This window comes from Vibrio sp. D417a (assembly GCF_030248595.1).
GTDB classification, from domain to species: domain Bacteria; phylum Pseudomonadota; class Gammaproteobacteria; order Enterobacterales; family Vibrionaceae; genus Vibrio; species Vibrio alginolyticus.
Genome location: NZ_JAHGAM010000005.1, coordinates 173,544 through 196,233, shown reverse-complemented (window position 1 = coordinate 196,233; position 22,690 = coordinate 173,544). Strand labels below are relative to the sequence as shown.

Genomic DNA, 22,690 nt, shown 5'->3' with positions numbered 1-22,690 from the left:
TTAGTTGTTATAAAGCCAACGGATGGAAATAAGAACAAATATTATTTCTATTTGCAATATTAATTTTATGCTCTATATTTATTTACCCTAAAAACACAACTAACAACAAAAAAAATCAAACATCATAACAATAAACACTAAAACTTCTGCCCTCCGTCTCGAGAGAGGCACATTGGAAGACGACCGTGAGCGACTTTATCAACGTTAGAAGAAAATGTTAGAAAATTAGGAAAGCTCATGAAATCTACGATGATTATCGTAAGTCATGTCGTTAACGATGCAGTCACTCACGGGTTTGTGCCTGCAGCTAAAGCGATGGACCTTCACGTCGTTCTTATCACCGACCACAAGCTAAGCCATTTAGAGCTGGCGAGTCGTGATAGTCACTTTAATCCGGATACCATTCTAGAATGTGATGTCTTCAACCCATTAGAACTCATCGAAACCATCACGGAGCATGAATTAAAGCCAGACGCTATTTTTAGCAATAGTGATCACTTACAAACTTCCACCGCCATCTGCGCGCAATTTTTTGGCCTCCCATCCAAAGATTGGTCTGTCACGTTAAAGGCCAAAAACAAACACTTAACTCGACAAGTGTTAAATGAAAAATCCTTACCCAACACACAAAGCTGTTTGCTGCATCGCCATTCGAATGTGGCATTAGGCATGGCCTTCCCTGTCGTAGCAAAACCCAAAGAAGGCGTGGCAAGTTTAGATGTACAGCGCTGTGACTCCCAAAGCGAGCTCGATGCTTACTGCGAGGCGTTTTGGCAAAAGCACCCAAACGCCGCCATTCTGGTGGAGCAGTTTCTTCAAGGACCGTTGGTTACGCTCGAAACTTTAGGAGACGGTAACCAACTTATCGCCGTGGGCGGTTTTGATGTGTCGCTCTCTGAGCCGCCTTACTTCATCGAAACCGCCGCAGACTGGAACGGACCAAACGGCATTGCTCACCGAGAAGCTTGCTTGGCTCAACTGAAAGCGTTCGGCGTTGGTTTTGGAGTTTGCCACAGCGAATTTATCATTACGGAAAATGGCCCGATTCTGGTGGAAATCAACTACCGCAGTATTGGAGATGGCCGCGAATTCTTGCTCAACAATCTCGCTCACTTTGGTTGGTTTAGCACAATTTTGGGTCTGCATTTGGGTCGAAGATTGGACGGCGATTACCAAATTCATGGGTCAGCGCACGTGCACTACGTAGTTGCGGAACACAGCGGTGTGATCGACGGAGGTTCGACGTCGTTCATCCAACACGATGACGATATCATCACCCAGCAACAGGTACTAAAAACCGCTGGAGAACACTTCCAACAGAGTTATTCCAATAAGGATTATCTCGCCCGAATTTCGATTGTCTCACCATCAGGGCGAAACCTCGACCAAGCGCTGCAGAACGCGCTTAGCAATTTCGATCTCGCTCCGACTCGTGAGGTGGCAGCATGAATGACAACGCTTTGTATCTAACGCAACGATTGATCCACACTTGCTTACGCGAAGACATGTTTGGCATTTTGTCGAAGGCCAAGTTCAGTAGAGACGCGCCAAAAGGGGTAATTGTTCCTCAAGACGAGCAAGTCTGGCTGATATTTGCCAACTCTGATTTCACGTTGTATTTACCTGTTGCGCCAACGTATTACATGCAGCACTGGCGCTACGGTCACGCCAATGACGAAACACCACCAGGTTGGTGGGTGGAGAAAAATGGCCAAGTCGAGCATCAACAGCATTACAAAGAGTGGATTGCGCTACTAACGACACTGGCGCATGAGAGCTCTCACGAGTTGCTGGCGGGATACCTTCAAGAACTGGAATGTGCAGAGAAACACAAAGCGCTGTGTGACCAAGCGTTTCATCATCACGCAGACCACATTTCTCAACCAATATCCGAGCTTGGTTCTTGGCATCAAAAACTGCTGCTAGCCGACCAGATCGCTTCTTACCTTGACCATCCGTACTATCCAACTGCGCGGGCGAAGTTTGGTCTGAGCGATGAAGACCTTGCTAAGTACGCGCCCGAGTTTGCACCAAGCTTTGCTCTGCATTGGATTGCGATTGAAAAATCACTGGTGACATTAACCAGCGAACAACCTGATTGCTGGCCGACCATGGAGCAAGTTGGGCTTCCTGCTGATTTTGCACTGAGCCACGTTCTGTTCCCTGCACATCCGCTCACCCTGCGATCTTTAGAAGCCTTACCCGAAGGTGTGATAGAAGCGCCTTTAACGTATCTAGACGTGACGCCAACGCTTTCCGTTCGTACTGTGGTCGTCAACGAGGCACCGCACATTCACATCAAGGTTCCGCTGATCATGCGATCGCTAGGCACGAAAAATATTCGCTTAATCAAGCCTTCAACACTGTATGACGGCCACTGGTTTGAACGCCTACTCAGCCACCTTGAACAAACGGACGCCGATTTAAACAGTCGCTTGTTCCATTGCAACGAAAAACACGGTGGACACGTCGGCGAGGATAAAACCTTCGCGTACATCGTACGTGAGTACCCACTTACTCATTGCGAAGACAAAGCGTTAGTTCCGGTTGCAGCACTAGCAAGCCCAATGCCTGACGACCGCTTGTTCTTAGAACATTTGGCAGAACATTACTATCAACAAGATACGCTGGCGTGGTTCCAAGATTACGTCGACCTATTATGCCAAGTGCACCTCACCTTGTGGCTTCGTTATGGCATCGCATTGGAGTCCAACCAGCAAAACGCCATCATTGCATTTGATCAACAGGGCAAAATGACGCTCGCGATGAAAGACAACGACGCGGCGCGGATTTGGCCAGAGCGCTTCCACTTTGCAACAGAGCATGCAGCCCAAAAACACGGCGCAAAACTACTTCCAGTGGATTGCGATGAACTGCTCGATCAACGCATCAAAGTCGACAATGAATTGGCGCTCGGTCAGATGTTTACCACCATCACATTACAATTGGATATCGCAGCGATTGTAGAAGCCATGGCAGCGAAGGGCATTGCCTCTTCAGCATCGCTTTATGCCATCGTGGCCAAAAGCATTGCAGAGCAACTCAACCGATTGGAAGGCGAAGGGTTAGAGACAAAACTGGCACGCGAGTTACTGCAAGAAGCACCTGATTTGCACGCCAAATACTTGTTGAGCTCTGGCAGTTTGCTCTCGAAAGAAGCCTCCGGCGCGAGTGACATCAATAAGTTCTATGGTTTGTCGGCTCCGAACTTCTTGCTGCTTTCTAGCGAAGAAGCGCAACGCGCCTACTTAGAAGCCATCAAAAAAAGCGTACGTTAAACGATTATGACCAAACTCATCTACAGTGTGTTGTTGTGCCACTTTATCGCTGCGTTTGCCGCGTTAGGTATGCCGCTATTTCTACCCGTCGTGTTGCCAACGTTAGGCGCAAGCATTGATGCGGACTGGGCAGGGGTATTGTTTATCCTACCTACGTTTTGTACTGCGTTGGCAGCGCGATTTTGGGGCAACTTTGCCGATCGCTACGGTCGCCGCCGCTCACTCTTGCGTGCGCAACTTGGCCTTGCAGCAGGGTTTGCGCTGTGCGGCTTGGCAGACAACCTCGCCATGTTTGTGTTTGGTCTTATTGTTCAAGGAACCTTTGGCGGCACCATGGCCGCCTCGAACAGCTACTTATCTAGTCAAATTAAAGAAGCCAAAACACTCGGCAAGTCACTCAATAAAACCCAACTATCTGCTCGCTTGGCGCTGATCGTTGCGCCTATTGGGCTCGGCTGGAGCTTGTCAGAGACCAACCCGCTCAACGCGTACCTTTGGTTATGCGTTTTGCCTTTGATTGCGATGGGCATCACGCTAACACTGCCAGTGGATAAACCCGCCGACCAAAACCTCGAAAAGCCAAACTCAGAACCTCAGCAAGAAAAACCGGTTGCACAGAAAAACGCAATGCATGCCATTCGTTGGATCTTCTTTGCTCAATTCGGGTTTGCGTTTTCTATGGTGGTGACCTTTCCTTATTTCTCGCCGTTTGTGCAGCAATATGGCATCACTAACCACGCATGGATCGGTTTTTTGTACGCACTGCCGCATGGCGTCTATCTGTTGCTGGCAGGAAAAATTCACGTGTTGTCAGATGGGTTGAATCGCCATCAACCGCTGCGCACGTTGTGGCTTGGGTTTGCATTGCTTGCCGTGAGCTCTGCCTTGCATTTGATTGCGTCCGAAACCGCACTCATTGCTGCGAGAATTATCTTCGGCATCGCGATGGTGTGTTGTTATCACGGATTGCATCAGCATCTTGCGAGCAATCTGGATCGCAAACTCAGTGGCAAAGTATTTTCTCGCTTTGATGCCATGTCCAAATGGGGTGGCGTGGCAGCGGGATTTTGCGCTTCTTTCATTTCTAGCTTGGGGCTACTTGAGGTTCCTTTCCTACTTTCTGCGATAGTCAGCGTAATCACCTTGATCGCGCTGGTTCTCCACTCAAAATTTGGAAATCAACATGTTACAAACTCAATCCTCTCAGACTAGCGAGTTGCGCGCGCATGAGGTGCAGCTCAACCGTGAGAAAGCCCAACTCAACACGATAATGGGTGTTCTTAATTGTTACTTACGTGAATTTGCGCTACCGAATCAACAAGTGGAATGGCACTACCAATCGACATCGCTACCCCAAACGTTAAAACGCAACTATCCCGCTAAACAGCGGATAGCCGTTCATCTTTCTCAACAAAATGGCGTGTTGGTTTTGCCGATTCACTACGCGAGCAAACTGGGCAAAATCAAATTGGCAGAACTGCCTTGGGCGAAAATGCCGGGATCTGGTTGGGCGAAATTGGATGCCACGCAAACTCTTACGCTTTTGCTTAACTATCTCAAGCAGGTGTTGGCGATCCCATTTAACCATGAGCTGATCGAACAACTGGAAAATAGCGTGCTGGTTACCGAGCAGTTTCTCAACGTCGCGCCCAAATCGCATCACAACGAATTTATCGCTTCGGAACAATCTCTGATTTGGGGGCATACTTTCCATCCGACCCCGAAAAGTCGTTCGGGCGTCACCATGGATGATCTCTTGGCGTTTTCTCCAGAAGTCGGCGCGCAAGTCCCGCTGTACTGGTTTGAAGTGGATACGTCCTTACTTGATGTGCTGAGTTCCGACGGAGAAGCTAACCCTGCGCAGCACATGCTACAACAGCTCGCGCCACAACACACCACCAGCAATGGGAAGACCCTCTACCCTTGCCATCCTTGGGAAAGCTACACCATTTTGAGCAACCCAAGCGTGAAGCGCTCCATTGAACAAGGCAAAATCACGCCACTGGGTTTAGGTGGTGAAAAGATGCAGCCGACCTCTTCAGTTCGTACCCTCTACCACCCAGATATGGACTGGTTTGCGAAATTCTCCATCAACGTACGATTAACCAATTGCGTGCGCAAAAACGCGTGGTACGAACTCGACAGCGCCGTGCAGCTCACGTCGATTCTCAAACCGATTCGAGAAAACGAACAGCTGCACAACCCTGTATTTAAAGTGATGACAGAGCCTTACGCCACCACATTAAATCTAGAAAGTGTCGCTGAGCGTAATTGGGATGACAACACCAAAGCGCGCGAATCGTTTGGGATTTTGTATCGCGAAAATTTCTCGCTGAGCGAAGTCGACATCTTAAAACCAACCCTCGCTGGCGCTCTGTTTGCTTACGACAAAAACGGCGACAGTTGTATTGCTCAACGCCTTAAAAACAAAGCGCGTACTACGCAAAATCGCTATTCCGACATCGCGACATTGTGGTTTGAACGCTATTTGCATTGCCTGATCCCGGGCGTGTTTAATTACTACTTCAAACACGGGGTGGCGTTTGAGCCGCATTTGCAAAACACCTTGATTGGCTTTGAGCAAGAGATGCCGTGTTGTGTTTGGATTCGTGATTTGGAAGGCACTAAATTACTGCCGGAGTTCTGGCCAGCAGAAACATTAACTGATTTGTCTGAACGCGCGCGACAATCGGTTTACTACAGTCGCGAACAAGGCTGGAATCGCATCGGATACTGCACCTTTATCAACAACATCAGCGAAGCGATTTTCTTCATCGCAGAAGGTGATGAGCCACTAGAGCAAACGCTATGGAATGCGGTGCAAAGTGCCATTGTGCGTTGGCAATCAGTGAATGGAAAACAGCCGGAACTAGAAGCGTTGCTGAATGGCGGTCACTTCCCGAGCAAAAATAATTTCACCACGCGTTTGATGCAAAAAGCCGATAAGGAGTCGGGCTATACCCAAGTCGCCACGCCTTGGCAGCAACACGAAAAAGGAGCGCAACATGTCTAATTCCCTCTCTCTACCGACACTCGTTTGCCAACAAGTTCACACACTCGCACAGGAGCAAAGTCAACCCTTGTGCGCATACGTGTATGACCTAAGCGCCTTAGAAGAACACATCAAACAACTGCGTCACGTTTTGCCGAGAAATGTCGAGCTATTTTACGCAGCCAAAGCCAATCCATCGGGCCCGATTCTTAAAACGCTCGCGCCGTATGTCGATGGTTTTGAAGCGGCATCTGGCGGGGAGTTGACACACCTCCACCAGCAACAACTCGATAAGCCATTGATCTTCGGTGGCCCCGGAAAAATGCTAAGTGAATTGCAACGAGCGATTGAGCTTGATGTTGATGCAATTCATGTCGAAAGCCTCACCGAGCTACAACGCATTGGAGCACTAACCGAGCGCCTCAACCGCCCTGCTTCGATCTTTTTGCGTATGAACATCGATATTGGCGACATCACGCTCAGCAAGTTGGCGATGGGTGGCAAGCCGACTCCATTTGGCTTGGACGAGTCCGAGCTGAGTAATGCTTTGATGTTGCTGCGCGATTTCCCGCAAGTGTCACTCAAAGGCTTCCATTTTCACTTGATGTCGCATCAGCTCGATGTTGAACGTCACTTAGCGTTAATGCAGCGCTATTTCCAAGTCGTGAAAACGTGGCAGCAGGAGTTCGAACTCAGTGAGCTGATGATCAACTTGGGCGGCGGCATGGGGATTAACTACCAAAACCCTGAGCAACACTTTCCGTGGATGGAGTTTTGCGACAAGTTGGAATTCCTCATCGCCAAAGAGCAAGTGCAAGACTGGACACTGCGTTTTGAATGCGGACGTTTCATCACGGCGGCATGCGGTTATTACGTGATGGAAGTACTGGATATTAAGCAAAATCTTGGCGAAAACTTTGTCATCGCGCGCGGAGGAACTCACCACTTCCGCACGCCAGCGGCGCAGAGCCATGATCATCCATTCGTCATCCTGAAAAGCGAGCAACACCATGAGATTTCTCATCCAATTCAGCATGCACAAGCGACCTTTGTCGGCCAGCTTTGTACGCCCAAAGATGTGCTGGCACGCAATCAACACGTCGCCCACGTCGATATTGGTGATTACGTTGTGTTTACCTTAGCGGGCGCCTATGCGTGGAACATCTCCCATCAAAACTTCTTGATGCATGAAGCGCCGATCTTCCACTATTTTTAAACGGCATACTTCGCTTCATTCAAGCCCCAATCATTGGGGCTTTTTTATTCTTCAACATAACAAGCAGCCCTAATACTGCACCCTACTTCGCCGCCGCGTTGGTTAAATTGCCCAGCACGCCGCTGATTTTGTTCAATACCTCGTCACAGCCTTCAATATGATGGCGCTGCTTTAAATACATAGGATCGTTATAAGCTAACCACGTTTTGCCTTCAGCATCTTCATACACCAACACTTTTTGGGGTAAATCGAGCGCCACTTCCTGCGCACAGATCATCAGTAGCGTGCCCACTTTAGGGTTCCCAAACACGATAACTTCAGTTGGTCGCAACGTCATATCGACTTTCACGGCGTTCTCTTGATGGTTAATGCGCGCAAAGACGTTCAACCCTTTTTCTTGCGCGATAGCGACAAATTTATCCGCCGTATCTTTTGCCGAATGCGTGCTAGCAACGGTTACCACGCCCTCACCAGCCAACGCACTCAATGACGTCAACGCCACGACCAACCCGATGATTACTTTTTTCATTTGTCGTCCCTTCCTCTCTTATCTGAGTCGAAAACTGTAAATATAGAAAAACCAAGTGTAGGAAAACTATAGAAGTCAAATTCCGCTCTCGCGAATTGCACTCTACCCACTCAAGAGTCGACCGTGTAACACGGATTAATTGATTCAGATTAATAAAGCGTTAACTAGCTGAGCATCAAAAGCGTGAAATACGTAACATTTGCAGCCTATTTTAATAAGAAAGAGAAAAGTAGTGACACGCGATCAATTTGAGTTATTAGCACCCGGTGGTGACTTAGATTCCATCAAAGCCGCCATTGCCGCTGGCGCCGATGCAATTTACTGTGGGCTCGACCGCTTCAATGCTCGTAATCGAGCGACCAACCTCACCTTAGATAACTTAAATGGCGTGTTAACGTTGGCCCATCAGCACAGCTGTAAGATTTTCCTAACGTTGAATGTGCTGATTTTAGAAAGTGAAATTCCAGCGATTGTTCGCTTGCTCAGCCAACTGAACACCACCAAAATCGATGGCGTGATCGTACAAGATCTCGGTCTGGCCTACATTCTCAAACATCACTTTCCCGATTTGGATGTGCACGCTTCAACGCAACTGAACACGCATAACGAAGGCCAAATCCTCTTTCTCAACCAGCTCACCGCAAGCCGAGTAAACTTATCTCGCGAACTTAACATCAGTGAGATAAAACATCTGGCGCAATTTGGTCGCGAGCACAACGTAATGATGGAAGTGTTTGTCCACGGCTCATACTGCATCGGATTCTCCGGAATTTGCTACATCAGTTCCGCTCGCAATGGCGCATCAGGTAACCGTGGACGCTGTAGCCAACCTTGTCGCGAACAGTACGAAACGACCAAAACAGGCAACAACTACCCACTCAATATGAAAGACAACTCCGCCTTTGGGGACTTGGAAGCGCTTGCCGATGCTGGCGTGTATTCATTAAAAGTGGAAGGGCGAATCAAGAAATCGCACTACGTCTATACCGTGGTCGACAATTGGCGCCAGCAAATCGATCGCTTGTGCAAGGGTTTGGAACTCTCTGAAGACACCACAGAGTTATACACGGTGTTCAACCGTGATTTCTCCAACGCATTTTTGCAAGGTGATTTCGGCAAGGCGATGTACATCGACAACCCGCGCGACCACGCTGTAAAACATTTTTCGAAGGTTTATCAATGCCAATCTGCTGATGATCTGCAAGCAGTGAAAAAGAAACTCTACGATAACAAAACCGCGATCATTGAGAAAGTGGCAGAGCAAACTAAGTCGTTCGATGTCACTTCGACACAAGTATCCGGCAGCAGCTTGAAAGGGTCGATTGATGTGCCAACTCTGCCAGCATTACCTCAACCAGAACCTCGCCAAGGTGCGCCAAAATTATCGGTTCTGATCTCGTCAGCACAAGAAGCCATGCTGTGCGAATACCGCGACATTGATGTTTACTATCAACTGCCAATGGGATTGTCTGGTGAACTGAGCGCGATGATTGAGTTGTTCCAAGCCAATCCAATGCTCAAACCTTGGTTCCCAGCCATTTTGATTGACGAAGACTACCACGCCGTGCGCGTATTTTTGGAAACCATCCAACCTGAGTTGTTGATCACCAACAACTCAGGCGTCGGCATGATCGCAAAAGAGCTCGGCTTAGGCTGGGTGGCAGGCCCACAAATGAACACGGTGAACTCATACGCGTTTAAATGCCTTCAAGACGAGTTCGCGGCAAGTGGCGCGTTTGTTTCTAACGAGCTGAATATGAAGCAGATGCGTCACATAAAGCGTCCGAAAAACATGCGCAGCTTCTACAGCATTTATCATCCAAATACCCTACTCACGAGCCGCCAATGTTTGTTCCAACAAACCGAAGGATGCCGTAAGTTGAAGGTCAACAAAGGTTGTTTGAAACGCTGTGATAAACGCACGTCTATCATCAACTTAAAAGACAATCCTTACGTGGTACAAAAACAAAAAGGCAGCCACAATTCAATCTACAGCGAGCACAACGTATTGAACCTGCAAGTGCTGCACGATCTGCCGCAATTGTTTACCGATGTGTTGATCGATCTGCGTGATATCCAAACAGAAACCAAAATCACGATGACCAAACCTGAATTGATCGATGCCTTTACCGCTCTGCTGAATGAACACAATGAGCAGCATGCTGAAGCTCTTATTACCGTGATTCACCCAACGGCAAACGCTCAATACTTGAAAGGCTTGTAACAAAATCTCATCAGATTCGACTGCAAAATTTATGGAAGACTTATGCGCCCAATGAAGCAAGAAACACTGAGCTACTTTGATGATTTGAACTACAGCGTTATGGCTCAAATGGAGGAGGTTGATGAGCTCAAACAAAACCGTACGGGTTCAACCGTTGAGCTTAACTTTTCAGTGCTTGGTAAAGGCGAATTACCCGCAGAAAGCGAACAAAGAACCGATAAGAAGCTGTATTTCATTGATATTGAAGACATTGAGCGCATTGGGTTTGAAGCACTCGAACCGTTCGTGGCTGGGCTTGGTGAACATTGCTCTATGGTGGTGTTTGAAGAAGAATTCTTTGAACAAAGCATGAAAGAGGTGTGGATGTTCCTATCGAACGATCCGCATGATCGTGACGTCTTCAACGACAGTAAGTTTTATCGCGCTTAACCCTCTCAAGGCGATTTTGCTCTTGATTTTTATCTCTTGGATGGCCGTTTTGAACACCAAAATCGCCATCCAATTTATCACTTTATCCCGCTTATTCTGACTCTGTACCAGCCTATTTTTGGGCTCAAGATCTACTTTTCTGATCGTATTAGCAATTCATTTTATTCGCCCCAACAATGCTCTCCCACCCAACCAAAAGTATTAATCAAGTAAATAATCTAGCCACCAACAATTGACATCAATATTCATCTCAATCAATAAATTAGCTCAATTTATAAACCTAAGCGCATATGGTGATTGTTTTCTGAATCGGCCTTCAAATTTTGAGTTGTTTCTTTTCATTTGTAACTGGATGTAAGCAAAAAATATGAGTGATTTCGGCAGTGGTTAGATCAAGGGGCTTCCCTCTCTTTGTGACGTTTGCTTAGTGTTTGAAGTCCTCGCCGGAAATCCCCCACGAATAGAAAATCAACAAGGACAGTCACTTAGCTTTTTAAAGCAAGTGATGAGGATTCAACAATGAAGAAAACAACAATCAGTTTGATGGTAACCGCGGTGCTCATGGGTTCCCCAATCATGGCCACCTCCACACTCGGCGCAACACAAGAAAACATCATAACGGCCGCTCAAAGCGAGTCGGTCTCTGCCACGATAACCGTGCCACAGGTTGACCAGTGGTACTCACAAGCGCAGGTCGATTTGAAGAATATCTCGGGTCAGCAATTAGACTTGGCGGACGCAGAGGTTTGGGTAACCTCAGACAAAGACGCAACGGTGAATAGCTCATGGGGCGCACCTTTTAACGTCAGCAACCCTGCTCCCAACACGTTTGTCTTTACTCATGACAGCACGTCAGAAATTCTAAACGATGGCCAAACGGCTCAAATCTTCTTTGGTCTCAATGGTGATTACATCGATGGAAACGACGTACACGTCGAGAAGGTGATCATCAAGAATGATCCTGCACTTCAAGGCAAAATCACCCTTCAAGCACCAAGTGCACCACACGCCAGCCTAGCCGCGGCCTCGATTTTGGTCGAGGGTGAGAACTATAGTGAGACCGTATCTGTACCGTGGGGAAGCAGCTTTGTTCTGGAGCACCTCCAAGATAGCGAGTATCAAGTCACCGCACAAGATGTAACGAGCGAAATGGGGATTGCCCACGCCTCCTCGCCAACCTCAACCGTGACTGTGGATAGCGATGCAACACAGCCTAGTAGTGCCATTTGGCGGCAAGATCGACATCAGCAAACTGCTTGATAACGACAAATACGATCTCTCCTACTCACCTATTACGGTAAACAACGTGCTTTACCAACCGAGCGACAACCTCGATGTCTTGGTCAACAAAGACAAAGCGACAGAAATCAGCACTAACATCGTTGAAACACCTATCGTAAGTGACGACTTCACTACCGTTCAAGCAAGCACTGTCGACGTACCTCAAGAAGCGATGCCAATTGTGCTCAACCTTGTCGCGAAAGATGGCTCTAGCCGCTACAACTACGAGATGACTAGCTCGCCATTCACCTTACCTGACGACGTTAAGCCGGATGAGTACGATATCCAAATCGATTCGGTGTTTGCTGGAGACACGCGTTACGTCTATGACGGGGATGAATCTGTCTCTATCACCCAAAGCGATGCTCCGTTGTTACTAACGCTGCCATTCCGTGAAGCGATGATCCTTGCAGTCAAAGGCTTCCCAGACAGACGACCAATCTGCTGACAAAGGCAAAGAAGTGGCGAACTTCGTAAACTCGCTGGATGTTTACACTGGTACTTACCAACCAGATTACATTGTGTTCGATAAGTATGAGCGCGACGGTTTCGGCTCAGAAGCGATCGCGAACTACGCGTACAACGCCACCAACTGGACGCGTTATCTATCGTATGTGAAAACCATCAGTGATGGCGTTGAGTCTCCGGCCATGATTTGGCAAATCCCAGGTGGTCACATGCCGACTCAAGATGAAGGCAATACACTGATCAACGTAGAGCATGAGGCGCCTGGCGGCTCTTACTTTATGGGTGATGCACGCATCGGAACGGACATCAACAACGTACGTACTGGCCTACTCGACAAGCAGCTCAATCCAACCACTTACAACGGTGCGAGTAACGTTCGCGAATTGCTAGAAAAAGACGCGGGGCTACGACTGGTCTCATGTGGCTATCCAAGATCTACCAAAAAGCAACGTGTTTGGTTGACAACGATTGTGACGGCTCAATTTGGGACGGTGACGGCGGCGATAAGCCACCAGTCGATAATAATCCACCAGCGTCTCACTGTCTCCGAACTATCAGGTAAACAGCGGCGAAAGCGTAACCATCACAGCTAACGCTTCGGATCCGGATGGCGATGTGATTAGCTATCAATGGGAGGTTTCTTCTGACCTGACAGTTGTCGGCGACACCAATAGCGATACGCTAGTGGTAACGGCTACGGCCACAGACCCAGACCTCACTTTCTCGATTTCAGTGCAGGTTTCTGATGGCGAGCTGAATGCCTCAGATTCAACTTTATTGAAAGTCGTTGATGATAACAGCGGTGGCGGTGATGGCATTTGTGCCGACATCCCAGAGTTCGAGCAAAGACAGTACCAATCGGGCGAACAAGTGACCTACCAAGGCAGCTTGTATGAAGCCGACCGTTGGACAGACTCGACGCTGACCCCGGCTGACCCATACTCAGGCTGGACGTTGATTGATAGCTGCTCGTAACCGTCTGATTAATCAGCGCTAGCCATCCAAACTCATAACATTTGATACCGTCTTGATAGGCGGTATCTTTTTGTTTGATTTCATTTATCACAAGGCCACTCTAAATCTCACATTCTGTTCTAGACTAATAGAAAGCCGTGTAACACCTTGTAAGGTAGAACTTTTACAATGTCAGTAGTTAGAAAAGAAATTAAGAACAACCAATCAAGTAAGTATCTTAAAATAGGGCTAGCATACGGCATACCTCTACTTTTTTTTACTTGGGCTTTCCATTACATCAATACGCACCCCCAAGATTTTCTTAAGCTTTTCTCATTACCGCTTACATCTTTACTTTTATTGGTTTTAATACAAATACTTTCGGTATGGGTATCAAGTCTTTTTACCTATGTAATGGTCAAACCCTATGGCATAAAGTTAAACTTCCATGAATACTTTGGAATCACCACCATTGCACGTAGCCTAAATATTATTCTTCCTATGAAGGGCGGAGCAGCTGTGAGAGGAATCTACCTAAAAAAAAAACACGGCTTATCTTTCACCCACTTCTCGGCGATATTCGCCGGACAAACTTTACTAACGCTAGCTGTGGCCTCTTTATTAGGGCTAATAGGGATAATCTGGCTTTACTTACAAACGGGCGAGATTGATAAATTTGGGCTAAGCACATTTAGCTTCACTTCACTATTTTTTTTTAGCGTTATCGTCTGGTCACCAAAGCTAAAAACATATAACAACAAAGTTATCCAAACACTAAAAAACGTGTTGGACAGTTGGGCTCTATTACGCAAAGATAGAATTGTTATTTTTAATATTATTGTAATTTCAATTCTCAATACTTTTTTATCTTCAGTCTCAATCGCTCTCATCTTTCATGCTATAGATACCCCTCAACCTTTGGGAACACTCATATTTTTAGGCGGAACTCAAGATTTAATGTATCAAGTGAGCCTAACCCCTGGAGCATTGGGAATCGTAGAAGCCAGTACAGTATTCTTTGGCAGTAACATATCTATCAGCGTGAGCGATGCGTTACTGGTTGCTTTAGTCAATCGAACATCAATCTTACTAGTCTCAGGGATTTTAAGCCCAATCTATTTTTACCACTTATTTAATAAATAGAAATAAATATGGGGAATGTGGATGTGAAAAATAATATACGAGATGACAATGACTACGGGGCTTCTATAGATCGAATCTGGGTCCCCGCTCCACGATTTGCAATGCGCCGTAGGCGTATTCTCGATTTACTTAATGGGTACCCAGTAGGAAAGTTAATAGAGATTGGACCTGGTGCTGGTGCGTTATTAAGAGATCTAACTCAAAAAGGATTTATGTGCACAGGATACGACACATCGCCTTCAGCGTTAAAAATAGCTAAGCTGATGGTGGGTGAGTTTCCAAATGCAGAGATCTCCCATTCTCCTACTTCAAGTTGGGCATCAAGTTTCGACTACCTTCTTTCGTGCGAGGTGTTGGAACATATTGAAGAAGACGAAAAAGCATTAAATGACTGGCTTACCTACTTGAAAAGTGGAGGGTTCGCGATTATTGCAGTACCATCACATAAGGCTAAATTTGGACCATTAGATGAATGGGCAGGGCATTATAGGAGATATGACAAACTAGAGTTCGTCACTCTATTAAAGAACTCTGGATTGGAGATCATTCATTTTGAATCGTATGGTTACCCTCTAGCTAACATAACCTCTTTTTTCAGAAATATCATTATAGATAGATCTGGTCATATGACTATGGCAAAAGATAAAAAGACAGACACAGCTCGCAGTGGAATCGAGCGAGATGTAGAAAGTAAACTATACCGTTTCCAAAAAAACTTTTTAGGTAGAGCAATTATGCGCGTGGCATTTAAAATTCAATACCTATTTAGAAATACTGAACTAGGGGACGGCTTCATTGTAATAGCGAAAAAAAATGAAGAAAGACAATAAAATCATATTTTGGGGTACTTATGATATTGGTAAGCCTCGTGTTAGACTATTAGTAGAAGCAGCACAAAGTCTTGGCTATCAAACGGAACAGATCCATTACCATGTATGGAAAGGTGTTGACGATAAAAGTCAAATAGATAGCTGGAGACGAAGAATAAACATTATTTTTCGTTTATTTTTGGCTTACCCTATTTTAATTATTGAATACTGCCGGACGCCAAAACATAAGAGCATAATAGTACCTTACTTAGGTCCTTTGGATGTAATAGTTCTTTGGCCTTTCGCGAAATTAAGGAGGGCAGAAATCCATTGGGATGTGTTTTTGTCACTTTACGATACCGTCGTTAATGACAGAAAAATGTTTTCTAGCCACCACCCAATAGCTAAGTTTATTTACTGGATTGAGTATTTAGCTAGTAGGCTTTCTACTTCTTGCTTTCTTGATACACTTGCTCATGCAAACTACTTTAAAGAAATCTATAGACTCACAAATAAAAAAATCAATTGGGTTCCAGTTGGAGTGGAAAAAAATAATTTTCACCGTAGCAAAGCTCTCCCAATCGTAAACTTAAGCAGAATAAAAGTACTTTTTTATGGACAATTCATACCTCTACACGGTTTAGATACTATCATTGACTCTGCAAAGATCGATCTAAACAGGGATAAACGTATTGATTGGTTAATCGTAGGTAAAGGGCAATTATCTAGTCACATCGACGAGAGAATAGCTAAAGAAAACATTTTATCTATTAAGCGCTTAGAGTGGATTAATTACGCATGCCTAAATGATTTAATCCTAAATAGCGACATTTGCCTAGGTATATTTGGCACTTCGAATAAAGCTAAGTGTGTAGTTCCAAATAAAATTTACCAAATAATGGCTACTGGAAAACCATTCGTAACTGCCAAAACTGTCGCTTTAGAACCTTTAAATTTAGAAAATAACATTGCCGTAAGACTAGTGAAAGTGGGAAGCCCTGAAGACCTTTTACAGGGGATTTACACTCTAGCAGAAGAGATCTCTGAACATCCAGATGCATTATTTGAGGCAGCTCAAACGATGCCAATCATCGACGTGACAGTCGTGGCAACCCACTTAGATAGAATATTAACCCTTCATAACGCGGACTATTCATAATTTCCCCCCGAGCGCTTTCTCCGGCGCTCGAATTCGTTTTCCTCTTTGGTGTGTTCTTGCTTCTCTAACTTCTCTTCCAAAACTTCAATTCGGTGCAATACCTTTTCCGTCAGCTTCCGGTTGAAACCAATTAAATCAGCAACTAACCCCATTAATAGCGTGATGAAGCCAAGAATCAATAACGTTGAACCAAGCACCAAAGACTGCACATGACCATCGCCTGCTCCATGAAAGAAAAAGTACAAGAAGCGCATAATAGGAATCACACCACAGACCATGGCCACAAGGCCAATAAACAAGAACACCTGCAATGGTCGATACATAGTGTAGACACGCACTAACGTCGATACCGACATTTTTAAGAACTGAGGAATACTCTTAAATAGGCGAGACTCTCGAGTCTTCTCATTGGTTCGAATCGGAACAGAAACCACATTCAAACGCTTGGCGCTGGCCTGAATCAGCATCTCGATGGTGTAGCTGAAGTCTGAGACAATATTGATTTGCTGCGCTGCACTTCGACTAATAGCACGAAAGCCACTCACCGCATCACTGACTGGTAATGCGGTTGCTTTAGCAATCACAAAGCTGCCAAACACTTGCAAACAACGCTTAAAAAAAGAAAAGTGTTTATTGCTGTATCCACCGCGATCGCCCACCACAATCTCAGCTTGCTGCTCTAAGATGGGCTTGACCAACAACGCAATATCTTCCCCGTTGTATTGGTTGTCACCATCGGTATTCACGATAATGTCCGCGTGCTGGCGTAAACATTCTTCCAGCCCTTTACGAAAGGTGTGCGCTAGCCCTTTGTTACTGTGGTTAATCACTATGTGATCGACGCCCAACGCTTTGGCAACCTCTGCAGTACCATCTGTCGAACCGTCATCAATGATAAGAATTTCCACCTTATCAATACCTTCAATCTCTCGCGGTATGGTATGGATAACCGCGGCAATATTGTCCGCTTCGTTATAGCAAGGTATCTGGACTATCAGCTTCATCAAATCACCTTCTTTCTCTTAGAGCGAGGGTCAGAACCCTGTGAACAACGCTTTTGATTGGGAAACATTCTCTGGTCGGTATAAATGATCACCCCAGCGCATCACTACCTCGCCAGCGGATGGCGAACTTACTTGGTATGAACCTTTCGATAGATAACGAGCTTGGTCACTTTTCCATATTTGGCCATCGAGCAAAATATTGAGCTCTCCCTCAAGGGTGTATTCACCTTCAATGTGAATTTGAATCACTTGCAGCTCATCTTCCTGAGTAAAATGCAGCACTTTTCCGGCAACAAAGAGATCTTGCCAGTGATGAATGTAATTCGATTTCAGCGCCTCACCATCTTGCTCGAGTAACCAATCTTTTGATGCCGAACTGCCATGTTCATCTTCTTTAGATTGATTAACGTTAAGCGCATTTACACCAAGCACATCTAAATAGTGCGTATTGGCCACGACAAACACGGGATTCGCATTTTCTATCGCAGATTGAATCACAGGGGTGCCTCTTGCCTGATAATCCTCATAGCCCCAAGTACTCATAAAGAAGCCCTGCTTTGAATAGCTGGAAATCATGGAGCAGCGATCAATGTAGGCGACAGGTTGAGGAAAGATCTTATGAATCTCTTCGATAAAGTTGCGTTGGTAATCCAGCGTACTTTTCGTCGGAAAAATAAAACCATTTACCACAATGGAAACGGCAAATAGGCTCGGAATAATAATGGAGAAAAAGCGGCTGGCTTTATCACTTAGATAATGCTGTGCCCCATCCCATGCGACGGCGAACAACGCACACACCGGCGCTAACATAAAAGCGTAGTAATAAGGAAAGGCGTTTCGATACAACAACAAAGTGCCGAGCAAGAGTACCAAACTCAGTAACTTCAGAGACGCAGTACGGTTGATGTGAACTTGATTAAAGCAAGAGAAGACCGCAAAGGCGATACCGAGCAGTAGAGCTATCCAATATCCAAAGTCCGTCACCAATGAATGCTGAAAATAAAACCATCGTGGAAAGAACTCTCTTTGATTCATGGTTTTATCCGCTGCACTCAACATAGAGCCCGCGTCTGCTCCACTACTCAAACTACTAATGGTGAAATAATGCCAACTGTAGAGAATCGCAAATGACACCAATATCGAGCAGCCATAAATCAAAATTTGCTTGGCGTATCCCACTCGATCTTGTGTCCAATAAAAACAAACCAACACCGTCATTAAAAAGGGGGGAATATACAAAGAAGTCTTAAGTGTGATGAGTAAAGCAACGGCGGTAAGCACTCCACAGACAACCGAAGCGCGCCAAGTAAGCTGGTCCCGAAAGACATAGAACAAAGAGATCATGACGAGGAAGGTCGCAATAGGATCCGTTCTAAAGCTCGCCCCCATTCGGACGTTGAATGAGAAAGCAAAGTAAGCAAGTACCGCAAACAAAGCCCCCGAGACACTGCACTGAAGTCGGCAAAGCTTATAAATGCACAGCCCTGTTCCCAACTGAAAGACGATCATAACTAATCTAGCGGCAATGATTTGATCGACTTCATTGCTAGAGACATGCTGTAGCCAAGTGAAGAAGTGGATATGAAAGGTTTGAAAGCTATTGATTGCCTCACCGTTAATCAATTGGTGTACAAAAGAAAGGTAATAAAATTCATCCCAATTGACTTCGTAGCGGAATGCCACATAAAAACGAGCAACCACAGCGGTAAAAAGCAACGCCCCCAATATAAGTGCGGAACGAGGCAGAACCTTGGCTCCTGACTGACTGTACTTATCTATCTGCTCGGTTGTTTCCATAGGCACACTTTCCTTGTTAACCTACTTGTCATCCATAGCCTTGGCATAAGACTCTGTTTTCCTTTAAGACTCTTTGTGTTTGAACAATTTGAACAAACTCGTAGTCAGTATAGTTCTTACCCATCAGTTGTGCGGAATTGTTGTCTAGGAGACAAAAAACAAAAAGCCCATCACTCGTTCAACAAGTGATGGGATAAATGCGGGACACAGTAAAAGACTTAAACCAGTGTCGCGCCTTTGAAAGCGCCAATCGGAGCAATTTCATCAAGCTTCGCAAGGGTTTCTTGGCTCAAAGTGACGTTTAGAGCACCCAAGTTTTCATCAATGCGAGATGTTTTACGACTACCCGGAATTGGGATGATGTTATCGCCTTGCGCGACCAACCATGCCAAAGCAAGTTGTGCTGGAGTGATGTCATACTCAGCGGCAATACTCTTGATCTCTTCTAGGCGCGCTAAATTGCTTGTGAAGTTATCGCCCTGCATTTTTGGGTTGTTGTTTCGGAAGTCATTTTCGTCCAACTCTTTGACCTGACCAGTCAGAAAACCAGCACCAAGTGGCGACCAACAAACCAGCGCAGCACCGATTTGGTTTACCGCAGGTAGGAGGTCCGTTTCCGCTTCACGACGGAACAGTGAGTATTCGTATTGCACCGCCGAGATTGGGTGGATTTCATTAGCGCGCAACACTTGCTCCGCTGTAACGTTAGACAGACCAATCGCTTTTACTTTCCCTGCTTTCACAGCGTCTGCCATTGCAGCGACCGTTTCTTCGAGCGGAATTTGTGGATCTAGGTAGTGTGCGTAAAGTAGGTCAATTTGTTCCACACCCAAACGCTCTAGACTGTTATCAATCGCACGAGCAACATACTCTTTAGTACCATTGATGGTTAAAGGGAATCCCCAACCAGTATCTAGTGTGCTACCTGTTTGGCCTTCTTCAAACACGATGCCAAATTTGGTCGCAATAAACGCTTTTTGATTGGTTTGTGCGATGGCTTTTTTGATCAAATCTTCGTTGTGCCCTGCACCGTAAGCGTCAGCCGTGTCGATCATCATGCCTTGTTCAATAGCATGAACCAGAGTTTGCACCGCCACTGCGTCATCACTCTCACCGTAATAGCCCTCAAGACCCATTGCGCCGTAACCGATTTGTTTGATTGCTGCAAAGTTGCTATTTGACATGATTCTTCTCCAATTCTCTTGCTGCTGACCTCAGCAACAAAACGCGATTTGTATGTGTTTCGAGTCGCCCCGATTGCTTGGTAATAAGATTAGCAACGCATGGAGAAGGAGGATTGAAGATTGTTGCCCGAAGATTTGTACTTTATTGCACAGCGATAATACAAACCTTCAGGCCAGATTAGATACACAACATACTACGAATGATTCGGTGTGCTTCTGCTAAGTCGTCAAGACTGCCAGATGCGATCACTTCTAATGGCTTTCTGCCTTCAAAGAACACGCTTTTGCTTGCGCTGTTCATAAAGGTTTTGCGTGCTTCTGGTTGACGAAAAAGTAGCTGCAAACACTCTTCAATTGCCAAGATATGCTGCTCACGTTGCAGCGCTTCTTGTTCGTCCATATCGCTTGGTAAAATCTTGGCGATTTGGTTCTTATTCGCACCCCACATGATCAGGGTTTGATGTGTTTTTTCTGAGTTCATAGTGGACTCCCAACTAAGTTGAAAAAGCCGACTTCCTTGTGCAGAAGGAATTAGTACTGACCAATCTTGATCGAAGGTTCTTTAAAGATAGACGTGAGTCGCTGCGCGTAATTGTCTAACTCAGCTTTGCGTTCGTCTTCCGTTTTTCTTGCTGGGCCAAACACCTTATGCGGTTCAAGCACAGAGAAACCATTGAACTCAAACACACCGCGATGAATTGGGCGAAGAATCGCATCTAAATCACCATTCCAACCGTCTTTAACATACAACTCTTCTGGGCCCCCCATGGTGACACTGACCATGGCTTTTTTGCCTTTGTAAACGCCATTTTCATAGAAGCGACCGCCGCCATAGGTGCGCCCCATTGCAAACACGCGATCAACCCAACCTTTGAGCATGGCTGGCATCCCAAACCACCAAAGTGGGAATTGGAAGATCACCAGATCACACCATTCGAGCTTTTGAATTTCAGTCTCAATCTCGGGGGCGAAACCATCGTTATCGGTCGCGTACATCTCTTCTAACTGCTGTTTGAAGAACTCCGGATCGTTGGTCGTCGTGAAGTTATGGCGACCCGAAACAGGATCAAAGTTCATCGCGTGTAAGTCCGATGTTTTGACCTTATGTCCTGCATCTTCTAACACTTCAATTGCTGTTTGGAACATTGCGCCGTTAAAGCTCTTAGGTTCTGGATGCCAATAAACAACAAGTACATTCATTATTTGTTCTCCAATAATTCAACAATCTCGGCGTAGTGGTATTCTTTCGCGAGCTCGAGTGGTGTTTTGCCGTCAAAGCCTTTTAATGCCAACTCTGCTCCCGCTTCAATAAGGGCTTTCGCCGCATCAGTGTGTCCGTGCCAAACCGCGTCATGCAAAGGGGTGTAGCCGTTATTTGGCCCCTGTGCGTTTAACGTTTCATGGAATCCAGCGTAGTTAGCCAACACTCGAATCACATCAGCACGACCGTTGTAGGCAGCTTTATGCAGTGGGATCGCCTTCATGTAATGATCGGGAATGGTTTGGTCACCCCCTTTTTCCATCAATATACGTAAGCTCTGGGTATGGCCATCACGTGCGGCAACCATTACTGCCGTGTGTTCGTCATTTCCCGATGCATTGACTGGTGATGCTACATTGAGTGTCGACCAATCCTGTAAAGCGTCAAGCGCCGCTGCCATTTGCTCATCGCTAGATTGCACGTCTGTCACTACTTGATAAGCAGACAATTGGGCTTGTTTCGCTGCGAATGTTCGTTGGTAGTCGGCAAATATGTCCCCCATGTCTTTGGCTTGTTGCTGACCAAAAACATCACCTCGGCTCGCGCCAAAGTCGACGAGTTGGGCAGCTTTTGCTCCGAAGGTAGAGACAATCTCGATGTTCACATCTGTTTGCGCGAGCAGCACTTTAACTATGTCTGGTTTACGATGCCAAACCGCCACCATCAAAGGTGTCACGCCATGCTTTGGTGTTTGAAGATTGATAAACGCGCCCGATTCCAACAACTTGCTTACCCACTGCGTTGAGCTTTGTTGCGCGGCAATGTGCAGTGGTGCGTTCCCCACCACAGGATCGAGTTGGTTTACGTCTGCCCCCTGCTCAATCAATCCAACAAACTGCTCATAGTGATTATCGACAATACTTTGATGTAACGCTGGTAAGTTCATGATGACCCCGTTGCTGCTGCGCTTTGCTTCAATGGGGATAGTATTGAACAAAATTTCATTAACCTGTAGATTGCAA

General features: G+C 46.0%; 21 protein-coding genes. 14 read left to right on the top strand and 7 right to left on the bottom strand.

The annotated features are described in order from the left end of the window. The first annotated feature begins 237 nt into the window (after nt 1-237). From KI742_RS06365 to KI742_RS06345, 5 genes are read left to right on the top strand one after another with little or no spacing between them, the layout of a single operon-like run. Nucleotides 238-1,449 (top strand): acetyl-CoA carboxylase biotin carboxylase subunit family protein, encoded by a 1,212-nt coding sequence (locus tag KI742_RS06365; RefSeq protein ID WP_205391323.1) that lies wholly within the window; start codon nt 238-240, stop codon nt 1,447-1,449. After that, nucleotides 1,446-3,278: an IucA/IucC family protein gene (locus tag KI742_RS06360; protein WP_285385337.1), complete on the top strand. Its 1,833-nt coding sequence runs from the start codon at nt 1,446-1,448 to the stop codon at nt 3,276-3,278. The genes KI742_RS06365 and KI742_RS06360 overlap by 4 nt, the downstream gene beginning before the upstream one ends. 6 nt (nt 3,279-3,284) lie before the next feature. Continuing rightward, the gene (locus tag KI742_RS06355; RefSeq protein WP_285385339.1) at nt 3,285-4,490 is read left to right on the top strand and encodes an MFS transporter; all 1,206 of its coding nucleotides are present in this window, start codon (nt 3,285-3,287) and stop codon (nt 4,488-4,490) included. Continuing rightward, nucleotides 4,462-6,291: an IucA/IucC family siderophore biosynthesis protein gene (locus tag KI742_RS06350; protein ID WP_285385341.1), complete on the top strand. Its 1,830-nt coding sequence runs from the start codon at nt 4,462-4,464 to the stop codon at nt 6,289-6,291. Before KI742_RS06355 ends, KI742_RS06350 begins: the two co-directional genes overlap by 29 nt. Next, complete coding sequence (locus tag KI742_RS06345) at nt 6,284-7,486, top strand: type III PLP-dependent enzyme (protein ID WP_285385342.1); 1,203 nt, start codon at nt 6,284-6,286, stop codon at nt 7,484-7,486. Before KI742_RS06350 ends, KI742_RS06345 begins: the two co-directional genes overlap by 8 nt. Nucleotides 7,487-7,568: 82 nt before the next feature. Here KI742_RS06345 and KI742_RS06340 read toward each other — a convergent pair whose 3' ends face one another. After that, entirely contained in the window at nt 7,569-8,015 is a 447-nt protein-coding gene (locus KI742_RS06340; RefSeq protein ID WP_285385343.1) for a DUF302 domain-containing protein, read from the bottom strand. 232 nt (nt 8,016-8,247) lie between these two features. Between KI742_RS06340 and KI742_RS06335 the strand changes: the two genes are divergently transcribed. The 9 genes from KI742_RS06335 (at nt 8,248) to KI742_RS06295 (ending at nt 16,482) form a co-directional block, all read left to right on the top strand. Next, the gene (locus KI742_RS06335; RefSeq protein ID WP_285385344.1) at nt 8,248-10,239 is read left to right on the top strand and encodes a U32 family peptidase; all 1,992 of its coding nucleotides are present in this window, start codon (nt 8,248-8,250) and stop codon (nt 10,237-10,239) included. Nucleotides 10,240-10,281: 42 nt separating this feature from the next. Next, a complete protein-coding gene (locus tag KI742_RS06330) occupies nt 10,282-10,668 on the top strand; it encodes a hypothetical protein (protein ID WP_213886405.1) in 387 nt (128 codons plus the stop codon). A 519-nt stretch (nt 10,669-11,187) separates the two neighbouring features. After that, complete coding sequence (locus KI742_RS06325) at nt 11,188-11,928, top strand: hypothetical protein (RefSeq protein ID WP_246542880.1); 741 nt, start codon at nt 11,188-11,190, stop codon at nt 11,926-11,928. Then, entirely contained in the window at nt 11,870-12,397 is a 528-nt protein-coding gene (locus KI742_RS06320) for a hypothetical protein (protein WP_285385345.1), read from the top strand. Before KI742_RS06325 ends, KI742_RS06320 begins: the two co-directional genes overlap by 59 nt. Beyond that, the gene (locus KI742_RS06315) at nt 12,357-13,010 is read left to right on the top strand and encodes a hypothetical protein (protein WP_285385346.1); all 654 of its coding nucleotides are present in this window, start codon (nt 12,357-12,359) and stop codon (nt 13,008-13,010) included. The genes KI742_RS06320 and KI742_RS06315 overlap by 41 nt, the downstream gene beginning before the upstream one ends. Then, nucleotides 12,958-13,392, top strand: a complete 435-nt coding sequence (locus KI742_RS06310; RefSeq protein WP_373417453.1) for a hypothetical protein — start codon at nt 12,958-12,960, stop codon at nt 13,390-13,392. Before KI742_RS06315 ends, KI742_RS06310 begins: the two co-directional genes overlap by 53 nt. Nucleotides 13,393-13,560: 168 nt before the next feature. Then, on the top strand, nt 13,561-14,514 hold the full coding sequence (locus tag KI742_RS06305) for a lysylphosphatidylglycerol synthase transmembrane domain-containing protein (RefSeq protein WP_285385348.1): 954 nt from the start codon (nt 13,561-13,563) through the stop codon (nt 14,512-14,514). Between the two features lie 23 nt (nt 14,515-14,537). After that, nucleotides 14,538-15,344, top strand: coding sequence for a class I SAM-dependent methyltransferase (locus KI742_RS06300; RefSeq protein WP_213886403.1), 807 nt, complete (start codon nt 14,538-14,540; stop codon nt 15,342-15,344). Beyond that, nucleotides 15,328-16,482 carry a glycosyltransferase gene (locus KI742_RS06295; protein WP_285385349.1) on the top strand — a complete coding sequence of 385 codons (1,155 nt, stop codon included), beginning with the start codon at nt 15,328-15,330 and terminating at the stop codon, nt 16,480-16,482. The genes KI742_RS06300 and KI742_RS06295 overlap by 17 nt, the downstream gene beginning before the upstream one ends. Here the strand turns inward: KI742_RS06295 and KI742_RS06290 are convergent. The 6 genes from KI742_RS06290 to KI742_RS06265 all read right to left on the bottom strand — a co-directional run bounded on the left by KI742_RS06290 (nt 16,473) and on the right by KI742_RS06265 (nt 22,614). Further along, nucleotides 16,473-17,486: a glycosyltransferase family 2 protein gene (locus KI742_RS06290; protein WP_285385350.1), complete on the bottom strand. Its 1,014-nt coding sequence runs from the start codon at nt 17,484-17,486 to the stop codon at nt 16,473-16,475. The two genes, KI742_RS06295 and KI742_RS06290, sit on opposite strands and share 10 nt — an antisense overlap. Nucleotides 17,487-17,516: 30 nt before the next feature. After that, on the bottom strand, nt 17,517-19,283 hold the full coding sequence (locus KI742_RS06285; protein ID WP_285385351.1) for a glycosyltransferase family 39 protein: 1,767 nt from the start codon (nt 19,281-19,283) through the stop codon (nt 17,517-17,519). Nucleotides 19,284-19,501: 218 nt separating this feature from the next. After that, nucleotides 19,502-20,467 carry an aldo/keto reductase gene (locus KI742_RS06280; RefSeq protein ID WP_285385352.1) on the bottom strand — a complete coding sequence of 322 codons (966 nt, stop codon included), beginning with the start codon at nt 20,465-20,467 and terminating at the stop codon, nt 19,502-19,504. Nucleotides 20,468-20,645: 178 nt separating this feature from the next. Continuing rightward, a complete protein-coding gene (locus KI742_RS06275; protein WP_038894661.1) occupies nt 20,646-20,948 on the bottom strand; it encodes a hypothetical protein in 303 nt (100 codons plus the stop codon). Nucleotides 20,949-20,998: 50 nt separating this feature from the next. Further along, nucleotides 20,999-21,667, bottom strand: a complete 669-nt coding sequence (locus KI742_RS06270; protein WP_285385353.1) for an NAD(P)H-dependent oxidoreductase — start codon at nt 21,665-21,667, stop codon at nt 20,999-21,001. Further along, nucleotides 21,667-22,614 carry an ankyrin repeat domain-containing protein gene (locus KI742_RS06265; protein ID WP_285385354.1) on the bottom strand — a complete coding sequence of 316 codons (948 nt, stop codon included), beginning with the start codon at nt 22,612-22,614 and terminating at the stop codon, nt 21,667-21,669. Before KI742_RS06265 ends, KI742_RS06270 begins: the two co-directional genes overlap by 1 nt. Nucleotides 22,615-22,690 lie beyond the last annotated feature (76 nt).